Origin of the sequence: Streptomyces sp. NPDC050548 (assembly GCF_044457385.1) — a bacterium.
Lineage (GTDB): Bacteria > Actinomycetota > Actinomycetes > Streptomycetales > Streptomycetaceae > Streptomyces.
Genome location: NZ_JBITGV010000004.1, coordinates 199,112 through 221,246, shown reverse-complemented (window position 1 = coordinate 221,246; position 22,135 = coordinate 199,112). Strand labels below are relative to the sequence as shown.

Below are 22,135 nucleotides of genomic sequence, written 5' to 3'. Positions count from 1 at the left end.
ACAGATGTATGAAGGCGGCATCGATTCGGCGGGGGAATGCGCGAGAATGCCCGGGTGACATCCGATTCCAGAGGCGACTACCAGGAGCTCGTCGACGAGATCTCCGAACTGCTCGGCGCCCCGGCGACCCTGGAGAACCGCGACTTCGAACTGATCGCCTTCGGGGCCTACGACGGCGAGGGCGACCTGGACCCGACCGCCCTGGACCCCGTCCGCACCCGCTCGATCCTCACCCGGCGCTCCACGGCGGCGATCCGCACCTGGTTCGAGGGCTTCGGCATCACCCGGGCGACCGGCCCGGTCCGCATCCCACCCACCCCCGAGGCGGGTGTCTACCGAGGCCGTATCTGCCTTCCCGTACGCCATCGGGGCGTCGTCCTCGGCTACGTCTGGCTCCTGGCCGACGATCCCGGGCCCACCGGCCCGCAGCTGGACGCGGCCATGGAGGTGACGACCCGCATCGGCGCGCTGCTCGCGGACGAGGCGCAGCACGGGGCGGATCTCAGCCGGGAGCTGCGGGCGGTGCTGACCGCCGAGCGCGGCTGGCAGGGCGACATGGCGGTGGCGGCCCTACGCACGGCCCTCGGCACGCGCGGCGACGGCCCGTACACGTTGGTGTGCGTCGCCCCCTGGCCATCCGCCGATCCCGACGACGCCCCGTCCGCCCGTACGGTGCCGCACGCGACGGCGCTGTGCACGGTCCCGTGGGGGGCGGGTGCGGGCGCAGGCGCGAGTGCGGGCGCAGGCGCGGGCGCAGGTGCGGCGGAGCAGCAGTGCCTGGCGGTGCTGGTACGGCTGCGGTCGACGGACGCGGGGAGTTCCGCGGAGGCGGCGGCGACCCGTCTCCTCAAGGACGGCCCGCCCGGCGCCCACCGCGCGGCGGGCATCGGGCGCCCCCGCGTCGGCCTCACCGACCTCGCCACCGCCTGGCAGGAAGCCACGGCGGCGGCCCGCACCGCCCTCGCGGAACCCCGCTTCGCCCCGGTCGCCGACTGGTCCCGCATCGGGCCGTACCGCCTCCTGACCAGCCTCCCCCCGGACTCCGCCCACGACCCGGCGGTCGGCCCCCTCCTCTCCCCCGCCCACCACGAACTCGCCCGCACCGCCGAGGTGTACCTCGACCACGCGGGCCAAGCGGGGCGCACGGCAGCCGAGTTGGGCATCCACCGCCAGACGCTCTACTACCGCCTGTCACGGGTGGAGCAGCTCACCGGGCTGGACCTGGACGACGGGGAGGACCGGCTGTTGCTGCACATGGTGTTGAAGGGGGCTCGGCTGTAGGCCCGGCCCAGCGGGTGATCTACTGCCCGGCATGCCGCTGTTGCTGCTCGACCTGGACAACACCCTGGTCGACCGTGACGCCGCGTTCCGGGACGCGGTGTCGGAGTTCCTGGCCGCGTACGACCTGCCCGAGGAGGACGTCGCCTGGCTGATGTCGGTCGACGCCGGCGGCTACACGCCGAGGCCGGACCTGGCGAAGGCCATGACCGAGCGCTACGGCGGGGCCGTCACCGACGCGCACGTGCGGGGGTTCCTCGACCGGGGCGCCGCCGACCGGGTCACCCTGGCCGAGCCCACGCGCGAGGCCCTCGCGGTGGCTGTCGCGACGGGCTGGAACTGCGTGATCGTCACCAACGGCCGTACCGCTCAACAGGAGTTGAAGATCCGGACGGCCGGGCTCGACGCGTTGGTGCACGGCTGGGTGATCTCCGAGGCGGCCGGCCACAAGAAGCCCGCACCGGAGATCTTCCACGCGGCGGCGGAAAGCGTGGGCGAACCCCTTCACTCGTCCTGGGTCGTCGGCGACTCCGCGCACGCCGACATCGGGGGCGCCACGGGCGTCGACGCGCGCAGTGTGTGGGTGTCGAACGGCCGCCCGTGGACCGAGCCGGCGTTCCGCCCCACACACATCACGCCCGACACCGCGTCGGCGATCCACCACGTCATGGGCGTCGCGGACGCCGCCTAGCAGACCCGCCCGACGTAGTAGGCGCCCTGGATCTTGCGGGCGGAGCCCAGCCAGGTCGTGCCGGGCCTGACGCATGCCTCGTGGTCGCGGGCCCGGGCGACCTTGACCTTGATGACGACATGCGAGCCGTCCCTGGTGCAGTGGCGGTAGTAGGCGTCGGTGCTGGTCTTGAAGAAGCCGCAGGGGTTGGCGGACGCGGGGGTGGCGGCGGCCACCGTGCCGAGCGAGGTGAGCACGAGGGCTGCGGCACCGAGGGCGCTGGTCACGACACGACGAACTCGCAAGGGAAACTCCTTGGTCGGCGATGAGTTGGGCGGTGGAGCGGTCTGACACCGGCCCCACGATCGCCGCGCCGGCCGGTGCGGTTGATCGAACTCCGTGGCGTTCACCCGGAGAATCGATTTGTCGTTACATCCATCGGGTGATCCTCCAGTCGCCCGCGCGACCACGCGGCCCGCGCCGTGAGGTCCTGTCCGGCGGAACGCGGCCGAACGGCCAGTCCACCCGCCCGGAATTGGACCTGCCAGGCGACCCGGCCGGAATCTAGTGTCGAGGCCATGACGACCGGCCAGACCTCCGGCTCCCCGACCCCCGCAACGCCCAACTGCCCTCCCCCCGAGGCCATTTCGGGCAGTCGTCCCCCGCTCCTCACCCGCCCCCTGCTCCTCCGCTTCGTCAGCGTGGTCGGCGCCAGCCTCAGTTTCTTCCTGCTGCTCTCGGTCGTACCGGCGTATGCCGCCGAGCGGGGCGGCGGAGGCGCGGCGGGGCTCGCGACCGGGTCGTTGATGCTCGCGACGGTGCTGGGCGAGCTGGTCACACCCCGGCTCGTCGACCGCTTCGGGTACCGACTGACTCTGATGGCGGGCCTGTTGCTGCTCGGCGCCCCGGCGCTGGTGCTGACCGTCTCGGGCGACACCGCGTGGGTCGTCGCGGTGTGCTTCGTGCGCGGGCTCGGCTTCGCGCTGACGATCGTCGCGGGCGGCGCCCTGACCGCGTCGCTGATCCCGGACCAACGCCGGGGCGAGGGGCTGGCGTTGGTGGGTCTGGTGTCCGGCGTGCCGTCGCTGGTCGCACTGCCCCTGGGTCTGTGGCTGGCCAGGCACGCGGGATTCGGGCCGGTCGCCGTCGCCGGTGGCCTCGCGGCACTGGCCGCGATCCCCTTCGTCACCGGCCTGCCGGACCGGACGAGCAAACCCGACCGCCCCGATCAGCCGACGGGTGTCGTACGAGGCCTGCGAACCGGCGCTCTGCTACGGCCCATTCTGGTCTTCGCGGCCACCGCCACCGCCGCCGGCATCCTCGTCACGTTCCTGCCGCTGGCCGTGGCCTCGGCGTCCGCCGGAGTCGTCGCGGCGGCACTGTTCGTGCAGACCGCGGCCGCCACTGTGACCCGCTGGCTGGCGGGCCGCCACGGCGACCGGCACGGCAGCGAGCGGCTCGTACTACCCGGCCTGCTCCTGTCGGCGGCGGGCGTCCTGGCCATCGCCCCGACCTCGAACCCGGTCGCCGTCGTCGCGGGCACCGCCCTGTTCGGCGCGGGCTTCGGCATCACCCAGAACGCCACGCTGACCCTGATGTACGCCCGCACCTCCGCCGTCTCGTACGGCACGGTCAGCGCGCTGTGGAACCTGGCCTACGACGGCGGAATGGGCGTGGGCGCGGCCGGCTTCGGCATCACGGCCGGCCTGACCGGTTATCCGTGGGCCTTCGCGCTGACCGCGCTGCTGATGCTGGTGGCGGTGGTGCCGGCAGTGCGGGACCGACGGGTCACGGCGCCTTCGGCTCGCCCTTCAGCAGTTGGCGGAGACCCTCGGTGAGCTGCTCGGCGTCGGGTGCGGTCTTCGGGTCGAAGGTCCACTGCGCGATGAGCCCCGTGGTCAGGGTCATGTAGAGGGCGCCGAGAGAGTCCGCGGTCTCATCCGAGACCTCCGCCTCGGGGGTGCTCATCATCAGCGCGACCATGGCCCGACCGCCCTCCCGCTGCGCCCGGCCCAACTGGTCGCGCACCTCGGGCAGTTTGTCGCCCATGGTCATGACCTCCATGCCGAGCCCCCACATCGAACCCGGCTCGCTCATGGTGGCGACCACGTTCGAGAACACCGCCCGGAACCGCTCCAGCGAACCGGGCTCGCCCCCGAGCTCCGCGCCCTCACCTCCCTCGAAGGCGTCGGACGTCTGCTCCACCAGCGCGAGATACGCCTGCGCGAGCAGCGCGTCCTTCGAGCCGTAGTGGTAGCCGATGGACGCCAGGTTGGTGCCCGACTCCTTCACGATGTCGCGCGCCGTGGTGCGCGCGAACCCCTTCTCCAGCAGGCAGCGCTTCGCGCCTTCGAGCAGATCCTCACGGTGTCCCATGCGCTCCAGCCTAGCGCCGATTCATACAGCCGTCCTAGACGCATGATTTACACGAGCGATTTATACGCGCGTCATAGACAAGCGTTTAAGACGTGCGTACATTCACTGTCATGACGAACCCGACGAGCTCGACGAACCCTGCGAGCACCCCCAACTCCCGTGCCGGACGCCGCGAATGGACCGCCCTCGGCGTTCTGATGCTGCCGCTGCTCCTCGTCTCGATGGACGTCTCGGTCCTCTACTTCGCCATCCCGGCGATCAGCGCGGACCTGGAGCCCAGCGGCACCCAGCAACTGTGGATCTTCGACATCTACGCCTTCGTCCTGGCCGGCCTGCTGATGACGATGGGCTCGGTCGGCGACCGCATCGGCCGCCGCCGGCTCCTCCTGATCGGCGCCGCCGCCTTCGGCAGCGCCTCGTTCATCGCGGCCTACGCGGACAGCGCCGAGACCCTGATCGCGGCCCGCGCGGTCCTCGGCATCGGCGGCGCCACCCTGATGCCCTCGACGATGGCGCTGCTGCGCACGATGTTCACCGACCCCGGCCAGCGCGCCAAGGCGATCGGTCTGTGGTCCGGTGTGATGACCGCCGGTGTCGCGCTCGGCTCGGTGCTGAGCGGGGTGCTGGTCCAGTACTTCTGGTGGGGCTCGGTCTTCCTGATCAACCTGCCCGCGATGGCACTGCTGCTGGTGATCGGCCCGTTCCTGCTCCCCGAGTCGAAGAACCCGGTCCCCGGCCGCTTCGACTGGCCGAGCGTCCCGATGTCCCTGGCCGCCGTCCTGCCCGTGATCTACGGCATCAAGGAGATCCCGTCCGAGGGCTGGCACGTCCAGTACGTCGTCTCGATCACCGTCGGCCTGCTCTTCGCGGCCCTCTTCGTCCACCGCCAGCGCACCGCCGCCTCCCCGATGATCGACCCCGCCCTCTTCCGGGGCCGCGGCTTCGCACCCTCCGTCGTCCTCAACCTCGTCTCCGCGTTCGGCATGATGGGCTCGGCCTTCTTCACCACGCAGTACCTGCAGTCGGTGCTCGGCAAGAGCGCGATGGAAGCGGCCCTGTGGGCGCTGCTCCCGTCGGTGCCGATAGGCATGGCGGCCCCGCTGGCAACGACCCTCGTGCAGAAGGGAGTCGACCGCGCCTACGTCGTCGCGGCCGGCTTCGCGACCGCCGCCTGCGGCTACGGCATGCTCGCCGTCACCGGCACCGACTCCCTCTGGTTGGCCCTGGCCGCCGCCGGTGTCCTCGCCTCCGGGATCGTCATGGTGATGTCCCAGATCATGGACCTCGCGATGGGCAGCGCGCCGGTGGAGAAGGCGGGCGTCGCGTCCTCGCTGATGGAGACGGGCGCGGAGTTCGGCGGCGCGCTCGGCATGGCGGTCCTGGGCTCCATCGGTACGGCCGTCTACCGCCACGGCATCCCGGCCTCGGCCCCCGCCCCGGCCCACGAGACCCTCGGCGGCGCGCTGGCCGTCGCCCGGCAGCTACCGGGGCACACGGGAGATGCCCTGGCCACGACCGCGCGGAAGGCGTTCACCGACGGGATGCACGGCGCGGCGATCGCGGGCGCGGTACTGCTCCTGGGCGCGGCCTTCGCTGCGGCGCGAACCCTGCGGGGGCTGCGGGTGCAGGCGCCGCAGCCGACGGCGGCGGAGCCGCAGGAAGCGCAGGCCTGAGGGCCCAACACACAGGAACGCCGGGCGGGTCGAGGATTCTCTCCTCGACCCGCCCGGCGCCTTTCAACGCAGGCCGGCAAAATCCAGCCCGTCCGGCGTTTGAGGACGAGGCCCCTTCAGGGCCGATCGGGGGTCTGGGGGCGGAGCCCCCAGCACCACCTCAGCCCAAGGCCAGGGTCAGGTTCAGGTTCAGGTTCAGACGAGGTTCACCGAACGAGCCGACGTCGCGCCGATCTCCTCGGCCACCTCCGCCAACACGCCCGCGGCAACCGTGTCGTCGACGGTCAGAACCGCCAGCGCCTCGCCGCCCGCGACCGACCGCGACACCTGCATACCGGCGATGTTGATGCCGGCCTCGCCGAAGACGCGGCCGACCGTGCCGACGACACCGGGACGGTCCTCGTACCGCAGCACCACCATGTGGTCGGCGAGCGCGAGGTCGACGTCGTAGTCGCCGACCGCGACGATCTTCTGCAGGTTCTTCGGACCGGCCAGCGTGCCGGAGACCGCGACCTCCTCGCCGCTGCTCAGCGTGCCGCGCACGGTGACGACGTTGCGGTGGTCGGCGGACTCGGAGCTGGTCGTCAGCCGTACCTCGACGCCGCGCTCCTGCGCGAACAGCGGGGCGTTGACGTACGACACGGTCTCGTCGACGACGTCCTCGAACACGCCCTTGAGCGCGGAGAGTTCGAGCACCTTGACGTCGTGCTGGGTGATCTCGCCGTAGACCTCGACGTCGAGGCGGACCGCGACCTCGCCCGCGAGCGCGGTGAAGATGCGGCCGAGCTTCTCGGCGAGCGGGAGGCCGGGCTTGACGTCCTCGGCGATGACTCCGCCCTGGACGTTGACCGCGTCGGGGACGAGTTCACCGGCGAGCGCGAGGCGCACCGACTTGGCGACCGAGACACCGGCCTTCTCCTGGGCCTCGTCCGTGGAGGCGCCGAGGTGCGGGGTGGAGACGACCTGGTCGAACTCGAAGAGCGGAGAGTCCGTGCAGGGCTCCTTCGCGTACACGTCGAGGCCGGCGCCGGCGACGCGGCCCTCCTTGAGCGCGGAGTACAGCGCCTCCTCGTCGACGATCCCGCCGCGCGCGGCGTTGACGATGCGGACGGTCGGCTTGACCTTGCGCAGCGCCTCGTCGCCGATCAGACCGACCGTCTCGGGGGTCTTGGGCAGGTGCACGGTGATGAAGTCGGAGACTTCGAGCAGCTCGTCGAGCGACAGGATCTTGACGCCCATCTGGGCGGCCCGCGCGGGCTGGATGTAGGGGTCGTAGGCGACGACCTTCATCCCGAACGCGGACATGCGCTGCGCGACGAGCGCGCCGATGCGGCCGAGGCCGACGACGCCGAGAGTCTTCTCGGCCAGCTCGACGCCCGTGTACTTGCTGCGCTTCCACTCGCCGTTCTTCAGCGCGGCGTTGGCCTGCGGGATGTGGCGTGCGGTCGCCAGCAGCAGACCGCAGGCCAGTTCGGCGGCGGTGACGATGTTCGAGGTGGGGGCGTTGACGACCATCACGCCGGCCTTGGTGGCGGCGGAGACGTCCACGTTGTCCAGGCCGACGCCGGCTCGTGCGACGACCTTCAGCTTCTTCGCGGCGGCGACCGCCTCGGCGTCGACCTTGGTGGCCGAACGGATCAGGATCGCGTCCACGTCGGCGATCGCGGGGAGCAGCTCGCCCCGGTCCGCGCCGTTGCAGTGGCGGATCTCGAAGTCCGGGCCGAGGGCGTCCACCGTCGCGGGCGACAGCTCTTCAGCGATGAGTACGACAGGTTTCGAGCTCACGTGAGTCCTCACAAGTCCATTGCGTGCGGACGGCCGTCCCGACGGCCGCAGGCGGTGGAGGTACGGGCCGCGTGGAGACGCACGACGCTGTGGGCCTGACGCGTATTAGTACGGCAGTGTAGTGGCGCGCCGACAGTCGTCTTACGCCTCTGCGGAAGGATCACCCGTCCGTGACCGGACGGGTTGGACAAAGGGGCCGGAGTGCTCGCTCCGGCCCCTCGGCCCCAGGCCTTACGCCTCTTCGTCGACCCAGCTCATCAGCTTGCGGAGCTGCTTGCCGGTGGTCTCCAGCAGGGACTCGGCGTCCTTCTGCTTGTACTCGTTGTACTTCTTCAGGCCACCGTGGTACTCGGCCATCCACTCACGCGCGAAGGTGCCGTCCTGGATCTCGGCGAGGACCTGCTTCATCGTGGCCTTGGTCTCGTCCGTGATGATCCGCGGGCCGGTGACGTAGTCGCCCCACTCCGCGGTCTCGGAGATCGACCAGCGCATCTTCTCCAGGCCGCCCTCGTACATGAGGTCGACGATGAGCTTCAGCTCGTGCAGGCACTCGAAGTACGCGATCTCGGGCTGGTAACCGGCCTCGGTCAGCGTCTCGAAACCGGCCTTGACCAGCGCGGCCGTACCACCGCAGAGAACGGCCTGCTCACCGAACAGGTCGGTCTCGGTCTCCTCGGTGAAGGTCGTCTTGATGACGCCGGCGCGGGTGCCGCCGATGCCCTTCGCGTACGACAGCGCGAGCGCGAAGCCGTTGCCGGTCGCGTCCTGCTCGACGGCCGCGATACAGGGAACGCCGCGGCCCTCCTCGTACTGGCGGCGGACGAGGTGGCCCGGGCCCTTGGGGGCGACCATGCAGACGTCGACGCCGGCCGGCGGCTTGATGAAGTCGAAGCGGATGTTCAGACCGTGGCCGAAGAACAGCGCGTCGCCGTCCTTGAGGTTGTCCTTGATGGACTCCTCGTAGACCTGGGCCTGGATCGGGTCCGGCACGAGGATCATGATGACGTCGGCCTCGGCGGCGGCCTCGGAGGGCGTCACCACGCGCAGGCCCTGCTCCTCGGCCTTCGCCTTGGACTTGGAGCCCTCGTGCAGACCGACGCGCACGTCGACGCCGGAGTCACGGAGCGACAGCGCGTGGGCGTGGCCCTGGCTGCCGTAGCCGATGACCGCGACCTTGCGGCCCTGGATGATGGACAGGTCGGCGTCGGCGTCGTAGAACAGCTCGGCCACTTTGGGTTCTCTCCTTGGTGTGCAGGTGTTGCGTCCCACCGTATGACGGCGGGCGGAATCGAAGTTCGGGGGTCTCGGAATGCGGGCGGCCGGGGCCGCCCGCACACGGGTCTACGCGGAGCGGTCGAGCGCGCGCAGCGAGCGGTCGGTGATGGAGCGGGCGCCGCGGCCGATGGCGATCGTGCCGGACTGGACCAGTTCCTTGATGCCGTACGGCTCCAGCATCTTGAGCATGGCGGTCAGCTTGTCGGTGGAGCCGGTGGCCTCGATGGTGACGGCCTCCGGGGAGACGTCGACGGTCTTGGCGCGGAACAGCTGGACGATCTCGACGATCTGGGAGCGCGTCTCGTTGTCGGCGCGCACCTTCACCAGAACGAGTTCGCGCTGAACGGCGGAACCCGGCTCCAGTTCGACGATCTTCAGCACGTTGACGAGCTTGTTGAGCTGCTTGGTGACCTGTTCGAGCGGGAGTGCCTCGATCACGTTCACCACGATCGTGATGCGGGAGATGTCGGGGTGCTCGGTGACTCCGACGGCGAGGGAGTCGATGTTGAAGCTGCGCCGGGAGAACAGGGCGGTGATCCGGGCGAGGACACCTGGCTTGTTCTCCACCAGGACGGAGAGCGTGTGCTTGGACATTTCTCTGTGGTCTCTCTCGCTCAGTCGTCTTCGTTGTCGCCGAAGTCGGGGCGGACGTCCCGGGCGAACATGACCTCGTCGTTGGAGGTGCCGGCGGCGACCATCGGCCACACCATGGCGTCCTCGTGGACGATGAAGTCGATCACGACGGGGCGGTCGTTGATCGAGTTCGCCTCCTCGATGACCTTGTCGAGGTCGTCGGGGGACTCGCAGCGGATCGCGTAACAGCCCATCGCCTCCGACAGCTTGACGAAGTCGGGGATGCGGGTGCCCGCGCTCGGCTGCTTGCCGTCCGCCTCCGGGCCGCTGTGCAGCACGGTGTTGGAGTAGCGCTGGTTGTAGAACAGGGTCTGCCACTGGCGGACCATGCCGAGGGCGCCGTTGTTGATGATGGCGACCTTGATCGGGATGTTGTTCAGGGCGCAGGTGGTGAGTTCCTGGTTGGTCATCTGGAAGCAGCCGTCGCCGTCGATCGCCCAGACCGTCTGCTCGGGGGCCCCTGCCTTGGCGCCCATCGCGGCCGGGACCGCGTAGCCCATGGTTCCGGCGCCGCCGGAGTTGAGCCAGGTCGCGGGCTTCTCGTACTTGATGAACTGCGAGGCCCACATCTGGTGCTGGCCGACGCCCGCCGCGAAGATCGTGTTCTCCGGGGCGAGTTGGCCGATCCGCTCGATGACCTGCTGCGGGGAGAGCGAGCCGTCGTCGGGCTGGTCGTAGCCGAGCGGGTAGGTCTCGCGCCAGCGGTTGAGGTCCTTCCACCAGGCGGTGTAGTCGCCGCTGTGCCCCTCGCTGTGCTCCTTCTGCACGGCCTGGACCAGGTCGGCGATGACCTCGCGGGCGTCCCCGACGATCGGCACGTCGGCGGCGCGGTTCTTGCCGATCTCCGCGGGGTCGATGTCGGCGTGGACGATCTTGGCGTACGGCGCGAAGCTGTCCAGCTTGCCGGTGACGCGGTCGTCGAAGCGGGCTCCGAGGGCGACGATCAGGTCGCTCTTCTGCAGCGCGGTGACGGCGGTGACCGAACCGTGCATGCCCGGCATTCCCACGTGCAGCTCGTGACTGTCGGGGAATGCGCCGCGCGCCATCAGGGTGGTGACGACGGGCGCTCCGGTGAGTTCCGCGAGGACCTTCAGCTCGGCGGTGGCGTGCGCCTTGATGACGCCGCCGCCGACGTAGAGGACGGGCCGCTTCGCGGCGGTGATCAGCTTGGCGGCCTCGCGGATCTGCTTGGCGTGCGGCTTGGTCACCGGGCGGTAGCCGGGCAGATCCATGACCGGCGGCCAGGAGAAGGTGGTCTTGGACTGGAGGGCGTCCTTGGCGATGTCGACCAGCACCGGGCCCGGGCGGCCGGTGGAGGCGATGTGGAAGGCCTGCGCGATGACGCGCGGGATGTCCTCGGCCCTGGTGACCAGGAAGTTGTGCTTGGTGACCGGCATCGTGATGCCGACGATGTCCGCCTCCTGGAAGGCGTCCGTACCGATCGCCTTGGACGCGACCTGCCCGGTGATCGCCACGAGCGGCACCGAGTCCATGTGCGCGTCGGCGATCGGGGTCACCAGGTTGGTGGCGCCGGGCCCTGAGGTCGCCATGCAGACGCCGACCTTGCCGGTGGCCTGCGCGTAGCCGGTGGCCGCGTGACCCGCGCCCTGCTCGTGCCGGACCAGGACGTGACGCACCCGGGTCGAGTCCATCAGCGGGTCGTACGCCGGAAGGATCGCACCGCCGGGGATGCCGAATACCGTGTCGGCCCCGACTTCCTCAAGAGAGCGGATGAGGGACTGCGCGCCCGTGACGTGCTCGGGGGCGGACGGCTGTCCTCCGGATCGGGGCCGCGGCTGCGGATGGGCCCCGGTGGCCTGCTCGGTCATCGTCATTCTCTTCTCGATGCTGAGGGTTTTTGCGAGGTTTGTGCGGGGTTCTGCTGCTGCACGACTCGATCCTGTGCAACAAAAAACCCCTCGTGCCGTGAGGCAAGCGAGGGGAGCGCGCCGGGTGCGGTCGCTGGGAGTTCCGGGTCCGTCCGGACGTCACCAGCTTCAGCCGACGCGCTTTCCAAGTACGAGAATTCGGGTGCGCATGGGACTGACCCTCCCCCCGGCACGCACCGACTGTCAAGTGGGTGGGACGGGAGTCTCATTATGTGAGCGGAGGGCCGTTCCGCCCCCGAAAACGACGGGCACATTACTGGTGTACACCCCTGAGCCGCCGCCCGCGAACGCGGGCTCCGCGGGCCCGTGCGGCACCGGATAGTGGCCGCAGGACAGGGCCCGGCGCAGCCGGTACTCGTCCAGCGGCCCGGAGAAGGCCATGCCCTGCCCGTGCGTGCAGCCCATCGCGCGCAGGGCGACCACCTGTTCCGGCAGGTCGACGCCGTCGGCCACGGACTGGAGCCCGAGGTCTCCGGCGATCCGCAGCAGCCCGCTGGTGATCTTGTGCAGCCGCGCGGACTCGACGACGCCCTCGACCAGACTGCGGTCCAGTTTCAGTACGTCGACGGGGAGCCGCCGTAGCGTCGTGATGGTCGCGTAACCACTGCCGAAGCCGTCCAGGGCGATCCGGACGCCGAGCCGGCGCAGGGCGGTCAGCCGGCGCTCCAGCTCGTCCAGGGAGACGCGGGGGTCGGTGTCGGACAGCTCGACGACCAGGGAGCCGGACGGCAGCCCGTGCCGGGTCAGCAGGGCCTCGATCGAGCCGAGCGGCATCGACTTGTCCAGCAGCCGCCGGGCACTCATCCGCACGGCCACGGACACGGCGGGCCCGGCCGCGAGGCGCTCGGCGGCCTGCTCCACGGCCTCCTCCAGCATCCAGCGCCCCAGCTCGGCGGTCCTGTCGCTGTCCTCGGCCACCCGCAGGAACTCGGCCGGCGTGAACAGCACGCCCTGCGACGAACGCCAGCGCGCCTGCGTGGAGACCGACGTGATCCGGCCGTCCGTCAGCGACACCACGGGCTGGTGCAGCAGCGCGAACTCGCCGTCGTGCAGCGCCGCCCGCAACCGCGTCGCCAGCTCCGCCTTCCGTACGACGTCCTGCTGCATCTGCGGGGCGTACAGCTCGACCCGGCCCTTGCCGGCCCCCTTGGCGCGGTACATCGCGAGGTCGGCGTTGCGCAGCAACTCCCCCGCGCCCAGGCCCGGTTCGGCGAAGGCGACGCCGATGGAGGCGGCGACGCGGACATCGTTGCCGTCGATCAAATACGGCTGGGACAGGGTGATGCGCAGGCGGTCGGCGAGTTCCATGATGTGCCGCTCGCGGGCGGCCCGGTCCCGGGTGCCGTCGCCGACGATCAGGGCCGCGAACTCGTCGCCACCGAGCCGGGAGGCGGTGTCGCCGTGCCGGACCGCACCGTCGAGCCTGCGGGCGGCCTGGATGAGGAGTTCGTCCCCGGCCTGGTGGCCGATGGTGTCGTTGACGGCCTTGAAGCCGTCGAGGTCGATGAAGAGGACGGCGGTGCCGCGGTCGGTGGAGCGGCGGCCGGACAGGGCCTGCTGGACGCGCCTGGTGAACAGGGCGCGGTTGGGCAGGTCGGTGAGCGGGTCGTGCTCGGCGTTGTGCTGCAACTGTGCCTGGAGGCGCACGCGTTCGGTGACGTCCCGGCTGTTGAAGATCAGGCCGCCGTGATGGCGGTTGACGGTCGACTCGACGTTGAGCCAGCCGCCGTCGCCGGACCGGAAGCGGCACTCGATACGGGTGTTGGACTCCTCGTAGGGGCTGGCGGCGAGGAAGCGGCGCACCTCGTGCACCACACAGCCCAGGTCCTCGGGGTGGATGAGCGAGGCCAGTTCGTTGCCGACGAGTTCCTCCGCGGGCTTGCCGTAGACACCGGCGGCGGCCGGGGAGACGTAGCGCAGGATGCCGTTCGGGGCGGCGATCATGATGACGTCGCTGGAGCCCTGGACCAGGGAGCGGAAGTGGTTCTCCTTCTGGGCCAACTCCTGGGTGAGGGTGATGTTGTCGAGCAGCATGATGCCCTGGCGGACCACGAGGGCGAGCACCACACAGCCCGCGGTGATGAGCACCACGCGGTCGGGGCTGCGGCCGTTGAGGACGTTGTAGAGAATCCCCAGCGTGCAGACGGCGGCGGCGAGATACGGGGTGAGCGCGGCCAGGGAACCGGCGATCGGCCGGGTGGCCGGATAGCGGCCGTGGTCACCGCCCGGCGCGGGTGCCGGGTGCTGGACGCCGGCGCGCTGTCCGGGCCGGTGTTCGTGCACCACGCGCGTGTGCCCGTCGTCCTCGGGCTGGGCGTGCCGGGGCGCGGCCCAGGGGGCGTAGGCGAGGAGCAGTGAGCCGGCGAACCAGCCCGCGTCGAGCAACTGGCCCGAGTGGTAGTTGTTGTGGAGCAGCGGCGAGGTGAACAGGGCGTCGCACATCACGGTCAGGGCCAGCGCGCCGATCGCGGTGTTCACGGCGGTGCGGTTGACCGAGGAGCGCCGGAAGTGCAGCGCGAGCACCATGCTGACCAGGGCGATGTCGAGCAGTGGGTACGCCAGGGAGAGCGCGGTGTGGGCCACGCTCGGCCCGTCGAACTTGGCGGCCTGGGCCAGCGCGAGGCTCCAGGAGAGCGTGAGCAGCGAGCCGCCGATCAGCCAGGCGTCGAGCGCCAGACAGACCCAACCCGCCTTGGTGACGGGCCGTTTGGCCAGCACCAGGAGGCCGACGATGGCGGGCGGAGCGAAGCACAGGAAGAACAGATCGGCGAAGCTGGGGCTGGGCACGGTGCGCTCCAGGACGACCTCGTACCACCCCCAGACTCCGTTGCCCAGTGCCGCCATCGCCGAGGAGAGCGAGAACAGCAGCCAGGCGGGTCGAAAGCGGATACGGCGGCTTCGCGCGTAGAGGAAGCAGGAGACGGCGGCGGTACCGGCCGCCGCGCTGAGCCCGAAGTCGCCCATGATCAGGGCGACTTGGTGCGACCCCCAGTCGAGCGCGGAACCGACGGCGTATCCCGCGCAGATCAGGGCCAGGACGAGTTGCTGGACCAGGCCCCAGCCGCCGGGGGCCGGCGGTCGTGGCTGCCGCGCTCCCGGTGAAGTCCGGTCCCGGAGCGCCCCGTTGAGGGTGGTCGTCGCAGACGGTGGCGAACTCACCGGGCCCTCCCGGTCCGCGTCGCTCCCGGGTCCCGCAGGCCCCGGTGTGCTGAATGGGCGTGCCTGCGGCGGCTGTTGTGCCTGCGGTGGTGATGGCTGGAGTGGCTGTGCTGTCCGCCCTGACCGCCGCGGCTGCCGTGACCGCTGTGATTGCCGTGGTGGCCGCGTCTGCGCGCGGCGGTGCGCCAGGGTCGCCGTCGGCGGCCCCGCCGCGTCGGATCGCTCGTCCATAGGCCGTGCATCGCCCGTCGCCCCCCTCACAGTCTGAAATGTCCGTCCCCGGCGCCGAACGGTGCGCGGCGCAGCCCCTGCCGGGACGATACACCAGTCTCGTCACTCAGGGACATAGTTCCTCTACGCTCCGTGACGACCAGCGGAGATGCGTGCACGCCCCGCTTCCGGAAGGTTGCGGAGGGTGCCGGAAGCGGATTGCACGCCTGTTGCGACTACTCCGTCGGTCCTGTCGTAAGGATCACGTTGCGCAGCGGCTCATGGTTCACGAACCGCCCCAACTGGTCCACCACCAGACGCTTGGCACGCGGCAGGAACGCCGACGTCGGCCCGCCGACATGCGGACTGATCAGCACGCCCGGCGCCTGCCACAACGGGTGCCCCTGGGGCAGCGGTTCGGGGTCGGTGACGTCCAACGCGGCGGTGATACGGCCGCTTTCCAGCTCCGCGAGCAGCGCCTTCGTGTCCACGACGGGACCGCGGGCCACGTTGACCAGCAGCGCCCCGTCCTTCATCCGGGCCAGGAACTCGGCGTCGACCAGGTGACGCGTGGTCTCCGTGAGGGGCGTGGACAGGACGACGACGTCCGCGTCCGGGAGCAGGGCGGGCAGTTCGGTGAACGGATGCACCGGTCCGCGCTCCGTGGTGCGCCCGGAGCGCGCCACGCGCGCCACCCGCGCGAGCTCGAAGGGAGTGAGCCGGTCCTCGATAGCGGCTCCGATCGCGCCGTAGCCGACGATGAGGACGGACCGGTCGGCGAGCGCCGGGTGGAACCCGCCGAGCCACTGCCCCTTGTCCTGCGCCCGCACGAAGCCGGGGACGCCCCGCAGCGAGGCGAGGATCAAGGTCAGCGCCAACTCACCGGTGCTCGCCTCGTGCACCCCGCGCGCATTGCACAACCGCACACCGGGGCGCAGGTGCTTGAGCCCCGGCTGCACATGGTCGATACCGGCCGACAGCGTCTGCACGACCTCCACGGAGACCATCGCCGGCAGCGGCCGTACACCGATCTCGCTGCTCTTCATGTAGGGCACGACGTAGAAGGCACAGTCGGCCGGGTCCGCGGGGAAGTCCTCACCTCCGTCCCAGAAAAGGTAGTTGGGCCCCACGGGGAGCCCTTCGATCTCCTCCGGCGGGATGGGCAGCCATACGTCGACAGTCATGGTCAGGAGGCTATGGCAAGGCCACGCGCGCGTAGAGGTTAGGTTGGTGGGCCAGGAGAGGGAGGGTCACGAGCAGGTGGAGCGCAGGACGATCGGTGCGGGGGCGCTCTCGATGGGGGCCGTCGGACTCGGCTGCATGCCGATGAGCTGGGCCTACAGCGGGTCACGGCAGCGGGGCGACGAGTCGGTCAGGGCCGTGCACCGGGCGCTCGACCTGGGCATGACGCTCCTGGACACCGCCGACATGTACGGCCCGTTCACCAACGAGCTGCTGCTGGGGCGGGTGTTGAAGGAACGGCGGCAGGACGCGTTCGTGTCGACCAAGGTCGGTCTGCTGGTCGGCGAGCAGCACATCGTGGCCAACGGCCGCCCCGGCTATGTGAAACGCGCCTGCGACGCCTCGCTGCGCCGCCTCCAGACCGAGGTGATCGACCTCTACCAACTGCACCGCGCCGACCCCGAGGTCCCGGTCGAGGAGACCTGGGGTGCGATGGCGGACCTCGTACAGGCCGGAAAAGTAAGGGCGTTGGGGGTGTGCGCGGTCGGTGCCCGCGCCGCACGCCGGCCCGGGGCGCGGCTGCATGACGGAACGATCCGCCAACTCCAGCGCGTACAACAGGTGTTCCCGGTCACGGCGGTACAGGCCGAGTTGTCGGTGTGGTCGACGGAGGCACTGGACGCGCTGCTGCCGTGGTGCGCGGCGCGCGGGGTCGGTTTCCTCGCGGCGATGCCGCTCGGCAACGGCTTCCTCACCGGCACCCTGACCCCTGGCGAGGGCTTCGAACCGGACGACGTGCGGGCCCGGCACCCCCGCTTCACCGCCGAGATGACCGCCGCGAACCAGCCGATCGTGGCCGGCCTCCGCAGGGTGGCCCGCCGGCACGGCCCGGAGGTCACCCCGGCACAGGTGGCTCTGGCCTGGACGCTGACGCAGGGCCCGCACGTGGTGCCGGTCCCCGGCACCAAGCAGGAGCGCTGGGTGACGGAGAACGCGGGGGCGGCGGAACTCCGCCTCACACCGGAAGACCTCACGGAGGTGGCGGAACTCCCGGCGGCACTGGGCTCCTGGGACTAGGCCGTCTCCGGCGGCCCAGGTCGCAGACGCGGGGTGTGTGCCGCGTTGCCGTCACTCTTCCCCAGTCCCGGCCCCGCTCACCGACTCCGCTCCGGCGCCTCCGATTTCCCACGGCCCGCTCCGCCGGGCAGGCCCTAACTGCCGTACGGGGGACAGGGCTTGTCCGGCGAACCAGGTCGCAGGAAAGCAGCGGCGACTGATCGGCGCCGGTGAGCGGGGTGCGGTGCGTGCGGCCTCGCCTGCGGCGGAGCCCCTGATGTCAGCGCCTCCGCCGTCTTACCGCCGCGTTCGGAAGAGGGCTCGATCCTGCGTCGGTCGTCGATGATCGGGAACCTGTGCGGCGCGAGCGGTGTATGACAAGTAGAACCCGCCCGTCGAAGGGACCTGATCGTGCAACGTCGAGTCGTGTCGGCCGCCCTGGCCGTGACCGCACTCCTGCTGACGGCCGGCTGCTCCTCCGGCGACGGCACCCTGCCGGGCGACCGCACCACCGCACCGTTCGGCAGCGCCGGTACGGCCACGGGGTCGTCGTCCTCCGGACAGCCCGCCGCGCAGCTCCCGCCCGCCAAGGGCACCGTGAAGGTGCTGCGCACGGTCACCGAGGGCCTCAAGACCCCCTGGGGTCTGGCCGCGCTGCCCGACGGGAACCTGCTCGTCTCCTCCCGCGACGACGGCACGATCACCCGGATCACCGAGAAGACCGGCCGGAAGACCGAGTTGGGCAGTGTCTCCGGGGTCTCCGCGGCGGGCGAGGGCGGCCTCCTCGGCATCGCGCTCTCCCCGGACTACGCCTCGGACCACATGATCTACGCCTACTTCACCTCCGCCTCGGACAACCGCATCGTCCGCATGCTGTACGACGAGAAGAAGCCCGCCGGTGAGCAGCTGGGCGCCCCGGACACGATCTTCAAGGGCATCCCCAAGGGCTATATCCACAACGGCGGCCGGATCGCCTTCGGCCCGGACGGCATGCTGTACGCGGGCACGGGCGAGAGCGGTCAGCGGGGTCTGGCACAGGACAAGAAGTCCCTGGGCGGCAAGATCCTGCGGCTGACCCCGGAGGGCGACCCGGCGCCGGGCAACCCCTTCCCGGACTCGCCGGTGTACACCTACGGCCACCGCAATGTGCAGGGTCTGGCCTGGGACTCCAAGCAACGGCTGTTCGCCTCGGAGTTCGGCCAGGACACCTGGGACGAGCTGAACGCGATCACGCCGGGCGACGACTACGGCTGGCCGGACGCGGAGGGCAAGGGCAGCGACCCCAAGTACCACAACCCGATCACGCAGTGGCACACCGACGACGCCTCCCCCAGCGGCATCGCCTATGCCGAGGGCTCCATATGGATGGCGGGCCTGAAGGGACAGCGCCTGTGGCGCATCCCGCTGGACGGCACAAAGGCGTCGGCCGCCCCGCAGGCCTTCCTCACCGGTGAGTACGGCCGCCTGCGCACGGTGGTCTCGGCCGGCGACGACAAGCTGTGGCTGGTCACCAGCAACACGGACGGCCGGGGCACGCCTAAGTCGGGGGACGACCGGATTCTGGAGCTTCAGGTGTCGTAGCGGAGGGATCGGAGTCATCACCGGAGGGGTCCGGCAGCCGTACGACGACCTTCCCGGACTCCAGGTCTATCGGGCCGCGTCCGGGGTCGCCGTCGGCGACGTCGACCCTGGTCAGCTCCAGCCGGTTGGCCTCGTCCTGGGTGTGCTTGCGGCCCGGTGAGAACAGTTCCTCGAACATGTTGAACACGGGGCCTCCCCTGGCCGGTCTCCTACAGCGTACGACTCATCCGGCCGAACGCACGGTGAGCGGGTCGGGCGGGAAGAGCCCCAGCCGGTGGGCCACGGCCGCCGCCTCGCCCCGGCCGGAGACGCCCAGCTTGCCGAGGATGTTCGAGACGTGGACGCTCGCGGTCTTCGGGGAGATGAAGAGTTCCTCGGCGATCTGACGGTTGGTGCGGCCGGCGGAGACCAGGCGCAGGACGTCGCGCTCCCGGTTGGTGAGGCCGAGCGCCTCGACGGGGTCGGCGGGGACGGCTCTCGGCGCCGGGACCCTGGTGAGCGTCAGCCGGGCCCGCTGGGCGAGCAGGGCGACGGAGTCGGCGAGGGGGCGGGCGCCCAGGTGCTCGGCGACGGCGCCGGACAGCCGGAGGAGTTCGGTGGCGCGGTCGCGCCGGTCGTCACCGCTGCCGCCGTCGGTGCCCGTCCCGGTATCGGAGCCGGTGTCGCCCCCGCCGGTCCCGGACAGGAGCGCTTCGGCCAGGCGGTGGCGGACGCGGGCGAGGTCGTAGGGACGGTCGAGGCGCTCGAAGGCGACGACCGCCTCGGACCAGTCGTCCGGCGTGCAGCGGCCCTCGGCACGCAGCAGTTCGGCGCGGAGCCAGCGCTCGTGGGCCTGCCAGACGGGCGCATTGGTGGCGACCCGTTTGGCGGCCTCCCGGATGCGTTCGAGGATCTTGGGGCGGCCGGGGTCGGCGGCGGGCAGGCCGATGGCCTGGGCCTCGGCGACGGCGGCGGCCAGCAGCAGGGGCCAGGTCTCGAAATGGGTGCCGGGCCGGAAGCCGGAGTCCAGGACCTGTTCGAGGGTGGCGCGGGCGTCGAGGAGGCGGCCCTCGGCGGCGGCGACCTGGATCTCGATCCGCTCCAGGGGCTGGTGGTGCTGGGGTGCGACGTCATGGGTGCCGTAGTGCTCGCGGGCGGCGGCGAGTTGGCGGCGGGCCTCGGTCACCTCGCCCCGGGCGAGCGCGAGTTCGGCCAGGAGGCGGGCGTGGAAGCCGCGGGGTTTGGAACTCTGGCCCACGTGCTCGGCCTTGGTCGCGGCCTCGGCGGCCTCGTCCCAGCGGCCCAGGGTGAAAAGGGATTCGGCGAGGTTGCCCCAGATCCAGGCCTCTTTGTCGAACTGGCCGAACTTCTTGGCGAAGGCGAGCCCGGTCTCCAGGATCGGCACGGCCTCGCGGGAGCGGCCGACGGTTTCGAGGGAGGACGGAAGGTTCACGTAACTGCGGCCGGCGACGGTGGAGATGCCCTCGGCGACCGTCCGTTCGTTGACCTCGGTCAGTTCGGCGAGGCCCGCTTCGACGTCACCGGAGGCGACCATGAGGCCGGCCAGGGTGAGGCGGGCGTCCATCTCGATCTCGCGGGCGCCCACCATGCGCGCGTACTCCACCGCACGCTCGGCGGCCGCATAGGCGTCCGGTCCCGGGACGTGCACCATCGACCAGCCGGCGACCTTGGCCAGTACCTCCGCGTGCACCTCGGAGGGCGGCAGGCCGCGCACCAGCTCCTGCGCGGAGGCGAGTTCCGGCCAGCCGTCGCCGCGGCCCTGGTGCCGGACCAGGACGGAGCGCTGCACCCAGAACCAGGCGGCCCGCAGCGGGTCCGCCTCGTCCTCCAGGAGGTGCAGGGCCCGCTTGGTGATCTTCAGGGCGCGCTCGCGCTCCCCGCTGAGCCGCCCGGCGACGGCGGCCTCCGCCATCAGGTCGAGGTAGCGCAGGGGTGTGGTCTCGGGGTCGCAGCCGCAGGCGGGATACACCTCGGCGTAGTCGACGGGCCGCAGTCCGGCGCGTACTTCGTCGGGGACCGTGTCCCACAGCTCCATCGCCCGCTCCAGGAGCCGCAGTTGCTCGGAGTGGGCGTGCCGGCCGCGGGCCGCGACGGAGGCGTCCAGGACGGCGGGGAGCGCCTTGGCGGGGTCGTGGGCGTGGTACCAGTAGCTGGCCAGCCGCATGACGCGCTGGTCGGCGGGGACGAGTGTCGGGTCCGCCTCCAGGGCTTCGGCGTAGCGGCGGTTGAGGCGAGAGCGCTCACCGGGCAGCAGGTCGTCGCCGACCGCCTCGCGGACCAGGGAGTGCCGGAAGCGGTAGCCGTCGCCGCCGGGCGCGGCCTGGAGGATGTTGGCGCCGACGGCCGCCCGCAGCGCCTCGATGAGGTCGTCCTCGGCGAGCCGGGCGACGGCGGCGAGCAGTCGGTACTCGACGGTGGAGCCGCCCTCGGCGACGATCCGGGCGACCCGCTGGGCGCTCTCGGGCAGTGACTCGACGCGGACGAGGAGCAGGTCGCGCAGGGAGTCGGTGAGGCCGGTGCGGCAGCCGTCCTGGGCGGCGACGGCGAGTTCCTCGACGAAGAACGCGTTGCCGTCGGAGCGCCGGAAGATCTCGTCGACCTGGGCGGGGTCGGGTTCGGCGGCGCGGATGCCGGCGATCTGGCGGGCCACTTCCTGCCGGTTGAAGCGGCCGAGTTCGATCCGGCGGACCGTGCGGAGCCGGTCGAGTTCGGCGAGGAGGGGGCGCAGCGGGTGGCGGCGGTGGATGTCGTCGGCGCGGTAGGTGGCGAGGACGAGGAGGCGGCCGGTGCGCAGGGTGCGGAAGAGGTAGGCGAGGAGGTGGCGGGTGGAGGCGTCGGCCCAGTGCAGGTCCTCCAGGGCGACGACGACCGTGCGCTCGGCGGCGACGCGTTCCAGGAGTCGCGCGGTGAGTTCGAAGAGGCGGGCCATGCCCTCCTCGTCGCCGCGGCTGGCCCGGTGCGCGGTGGGGGTCTCCGCCAACTCGGGGAGCAGCCGGGCGAGTTCCTCCTCCTGGCCGGCGGCGGCCGCGGACAGTTCGGCGGGGAGTTCGCGGCGCAGGGCGCGCAGGGCGGTGGAGAACGGGGCGAAGGGCAGGCCGTCCGCGCCGATCTCGACGCAGCCGCCGAGCGCGACGACGGCGCCCCGGCGGCAGACGGTGGTGGCGAACTCCTCGACGAGCCGGGTCTTCCCGACGCCGGCCTCGCCGCCCAGCAGCAACGCCTGCGGCTCGCCCGCGGCAGCGCGGGCGAGCGCGTCGTTCAGCGTGTCCAGTTCGTCGGCGCGGCCGACGAAGACCGGACTGACGGACCTGGTCTCCACGGTCCCGAGGATGTCACGCGGGTCTGACAACGCGGCACTCGTTTTCGGG

Annotated in this window: 16 protein-coding genes; 6 read left to right on the top strand and 10 right to left on the bottom strand. The window is 71.2% G+C overall.

The features are described from left to right. Window positions 1–36: 36 nt before the first annotated feature. Together ACIBJH_RS14170 and ACIBJH_RS14165 are read left to right on the top strand one after the other, a co-directional pair. The gene (locus tag ACIBJH_RS14170) at window positions 37–1,281 is read left to right on the top strand and encodes a PucR family transcriptional regulator (protein ID WP_399117117.1); all 1,245 of its coding nucleotides are present in this window, start codon (window positions 37–39) and stop codon (window positions 1,279–1,281) included. A gap of 31 nt (window positions 1,282–1,312) precedes the next feature. Further along, complete coding sequence (locus ACIBJH_RS14165; protein ID WP_399117116.1) at window positions 1,313–1,969, top strand: HAD family hydrolase; 657 nt, start codon at window positions 1,313–1,315, stop codon at window positions 1,967–1,969. Here the strand turns inward: ACIBJH_RS14165 and ACIBJH_RS14160 are convergent. Continuing rightward, window positions 1,966–2,253, bottom strand: a complete 288-nt coding sequence (locus ACIBJH_RS14160; protein ID WP_399117115.1) for a DUF6355 family natural product biosynthesis protein — start codon at window positions 2,251–2,253, stop codon at window positions 1,966–1,968. The two genes, ACIBJH_RS14165 and ACIBJH_RS14160, sit on opposite strands and share 4 nt — an antisense overlap. Window positions 2,254–2,526: 273 nt before the next feature. Between ACIBJH_RS14160 and ACIBJH_RS14155 the strand changes: the two genes are divergently transcribed. Beyond that, window positions 2,527–3,786, top strand: coding sequence for an MFS transporter (locus tag ACIBJH_RS14155; RefSeq protein ID WP_399117114.1), 1,260 nt, complete (start codon window positions 2,527–2,529; stop codon window positions 3,784–3,786). Here the strand turns inward: ACIBJH_RS14155 and ACIBJH_RS14150 are convergent. Then, window positions 3,737–4,324 (bottom strand): TetR/AcrR family transcriptional regulator, encoded by a 588-nt coding sequence (locus ACIBJH_RS14150; protein ID WP_399117113.1) that lies wholly within the window; start codon window positions 4,322–4,324, stop codon window positions 3,737–3,739. The two genes, ACIBJH_RS14155 and ACIBJH_RS14150, sit on opposite strands and share 50 nt — an antisense overlap. A 110-nt stretch (window positions 4,325–4,434) precedes the next feature. Here ACIBJH_RS14150 and ACIBJH_RS14145 point away from each other — a divergent pair, with 110 nt between their 5' ends. After that, a complete protein-coding gene (locus ACIBJH_RS14145) occupies window positions 4,435–5,997 on the top strand; it encodes an MFS transporter (RefSeq protein WP_399117112.1) in 1,563 nt (520 codons plus the stop codon). Window positions 5,998–6,192: 195 nt separating this feature from the next. Here ACIBJH_RS14145 and serA read toward each other — a convergent pair whose 3' ends face one another. The 6 genes from serA to ACIBJH_RS14115 all read right to left on the bottom strand — a co-directional run bounded on the left by serA (window position 6,193) and on the right by ACIBJH_RS14115 (window position 16,132). Then, the gene (gene serA, locus ACIBJH_RS14140) at window positions 6,193–7,782 is read right to left on the bottom strand and encodes a phosphoglycerate dehydrogenase (RefSeq protein WP_043680266.1); all 1,590 of its coding nucleotides are present in this window, start codon (window positions 7,780–7,782) and stop codon (window positions 6,193–6,195) included. A gap of 231 nt (window positions 7,783–8,013) precedes the next feature. Further along, complete coding sequence (ilvC, locus tag ACIBJH_RS14135; protein ID WP_019068660.1) at window positions 8,014–9,012, bottom strand: ketol-acid reductoisomerase; 999 nt, start codon at window positions 9,010–9,012, stop codon at window positions 8,014–8,016. 111 nt (window positions 9,013–9,123) lie between these two features. Next, a complete protein-coding gene (gene ilvN / locus ACIBJH_RS14130; RefSeq protein ID WP_399117111.1) occupies window positions 9,124–9,651 on the bottom strand; it encodes an acetolactate synthase small subunit in 528 nt (175 codons plus the stop codon). 20 nt (window positions 9,652–9,671) lie between these two features. Continuing rightward, complete coding sequence (locus ACIBJH_RS14125) at window positions 9,672–11,525, bottom strand: acetolactate synthase large subunit (RefSeq protein WP_399117110.1); 1,854 nt, start codon at window positions 11,523–11,525, stop codon at window positions 9,672–9,674. A 237-nt stretch (window positions 11,526–11,762) separates the two neighbouring features. Continuing rightward, entirely contained in the window at window positions 11,763–14,738 is a 2,976-nt protein-coding gene (locus ACIBJH_RS14120; RefSeq protein ID WP_399117109.1) for a putative bifunctional diguanylate cyclase/phosphodiesterase, read from the bottom strand. A 446-nt stretch (window positions 14,739–15,184) separates the two neighbouring features. Next, window positions 15,185–16,132: a 2-hydroxyacid dehydrogenase gene (locus tag ACIBJH_RS14115; RefSeq protein ID WP_399117108.1), complete on the bottom strand. Its 948-nt coding sequence runs from the start codon at window positions 16,130–16,132 to the stop codon at window positions 15,185–15,187. Window positions 16,133–16,208: 76 nt separating this feature from the next. Between ACIBJH_RS14115 and ACIBJH_RS14110 the strand changes: the two genes are divergently transcribed. Continuing rightward, a complete protein-coding gene (locus ACIBJH_RS14110; protein WP_399117371.1) occupies window positions 16,209–17,207 on the top strand; it encodes an aldo/keto reductase in 999 nt (332 codons plus the stop codon). A 405-nt stretch (window positions 17,208–17,612) separates the two neighbouring features. Continuing rightward, a complete protein-coding gene (locus ACIBJH_RS14105) occupies window positions 17,613–18,767 on the top strand; it encodes a PQQ-dependent sugar dehydrogenase (RefSeq protein WP_399117370.1) in 1,155 nt (384 codons plus the stop codon). Here ACIBJH_RS14105 and ACIBJH_RS14100 read toward each other — a convergent pair. Together ACIBJH_RS14100 and ACIBJH_RS14095 are read right to left on the bottom strand one after the other, a co-directional pair. Then, entirely contained in the window at window positions 18,724–18,954 is a 231-nt protein-coding gene (locus ACIBJH_RS14100) for a DUF6191 domain-containing protein (protein WP_399117107.1), read from the bottom strand. The two genes, ACIBJH_RS14105 and ACIBJH_RS14100, sit on opposite strands and share 44 nt — an antisense overlap. Before the next feature lie 36 nt (window positions 18,955–18,990). Continuing rightward, window positions 18,991–22,098, bottom strand: a complete 3,108-nt coding sequence (locus ACIBJH_RS14095; RefSeq protein WP_399117369.1) for an AAA family ATPase — start codon at window positions 22,096–22,098, stop codon at window positions 18,991–18,993. Between the last annotated feature and the right edge of the window lie 37 nt (window positions 22,099–22,135).

What these genes read in the sequence shown, in the direction of transcription:
- ACIBJH_RS14170 (WP_399117117.1), top strand. Translation starts at nt 37, where the DNA reads ATGCGCGAGAATGCCCGGGTGACATCCGATTCCAGAGGCGACTACCAG.
- ACIBJH_RS14125 (WP_399117110.1), bottom strand. Translation starts at nt 11,525, where the DNA reads ATGACGATGACCGAGCAGGCCACCGGGGCCCATCCGCAGCCGCGGCCC.
- ACIBJH_RS14145 (WP_399117112.1), top strand. Translation starts at nt 4,435, where the DNA reads ATGACGAACCCGACGAGCTCGACGAACCCTGCGAGCACCCCCAACTCC.
- ACIBJH_RS14155 (WP_399117114.1), top strand. Translation starts at nt 2,527, where the DNA reads ATGACGACCGGCCAGACCTCCGGCTCCCCGACCCCCGCAACGCCCAAC.
- ilvN (WP_399117111.1), bottom strand. Translation starts at nt 9,651, where the DNA reads ATGTCCAAGCACACGCTCTCCGTCCTGGTGGAGAACAAGCCAGGTGTC.
- ACIBJH_RS14150 (WP_399117113.1), bottom strand. Translation starts at nt 4,324, where the DNA reads ATGGGACACCGTGAGGATCTGCTCGAAGGCGCGAAGCGCTGCCTGCTG.
- ACIBJH_RS14115 (WP_399117108.1), bottom strand. Translation starts at nt 16,132, where the DNA reads ATGACTGTCGACGTATGGCTGCCCATCCCGCCGGAGGAGATCGAAGGG.
- ACIBJH_RS14165 (WP_399117116.1), top strand. Translation starts at nt 1,313, where the DNA reads ATGCCGCTGTTGCTGCTCGACCTGGACAACACCCTGGTCGACCGTGAC.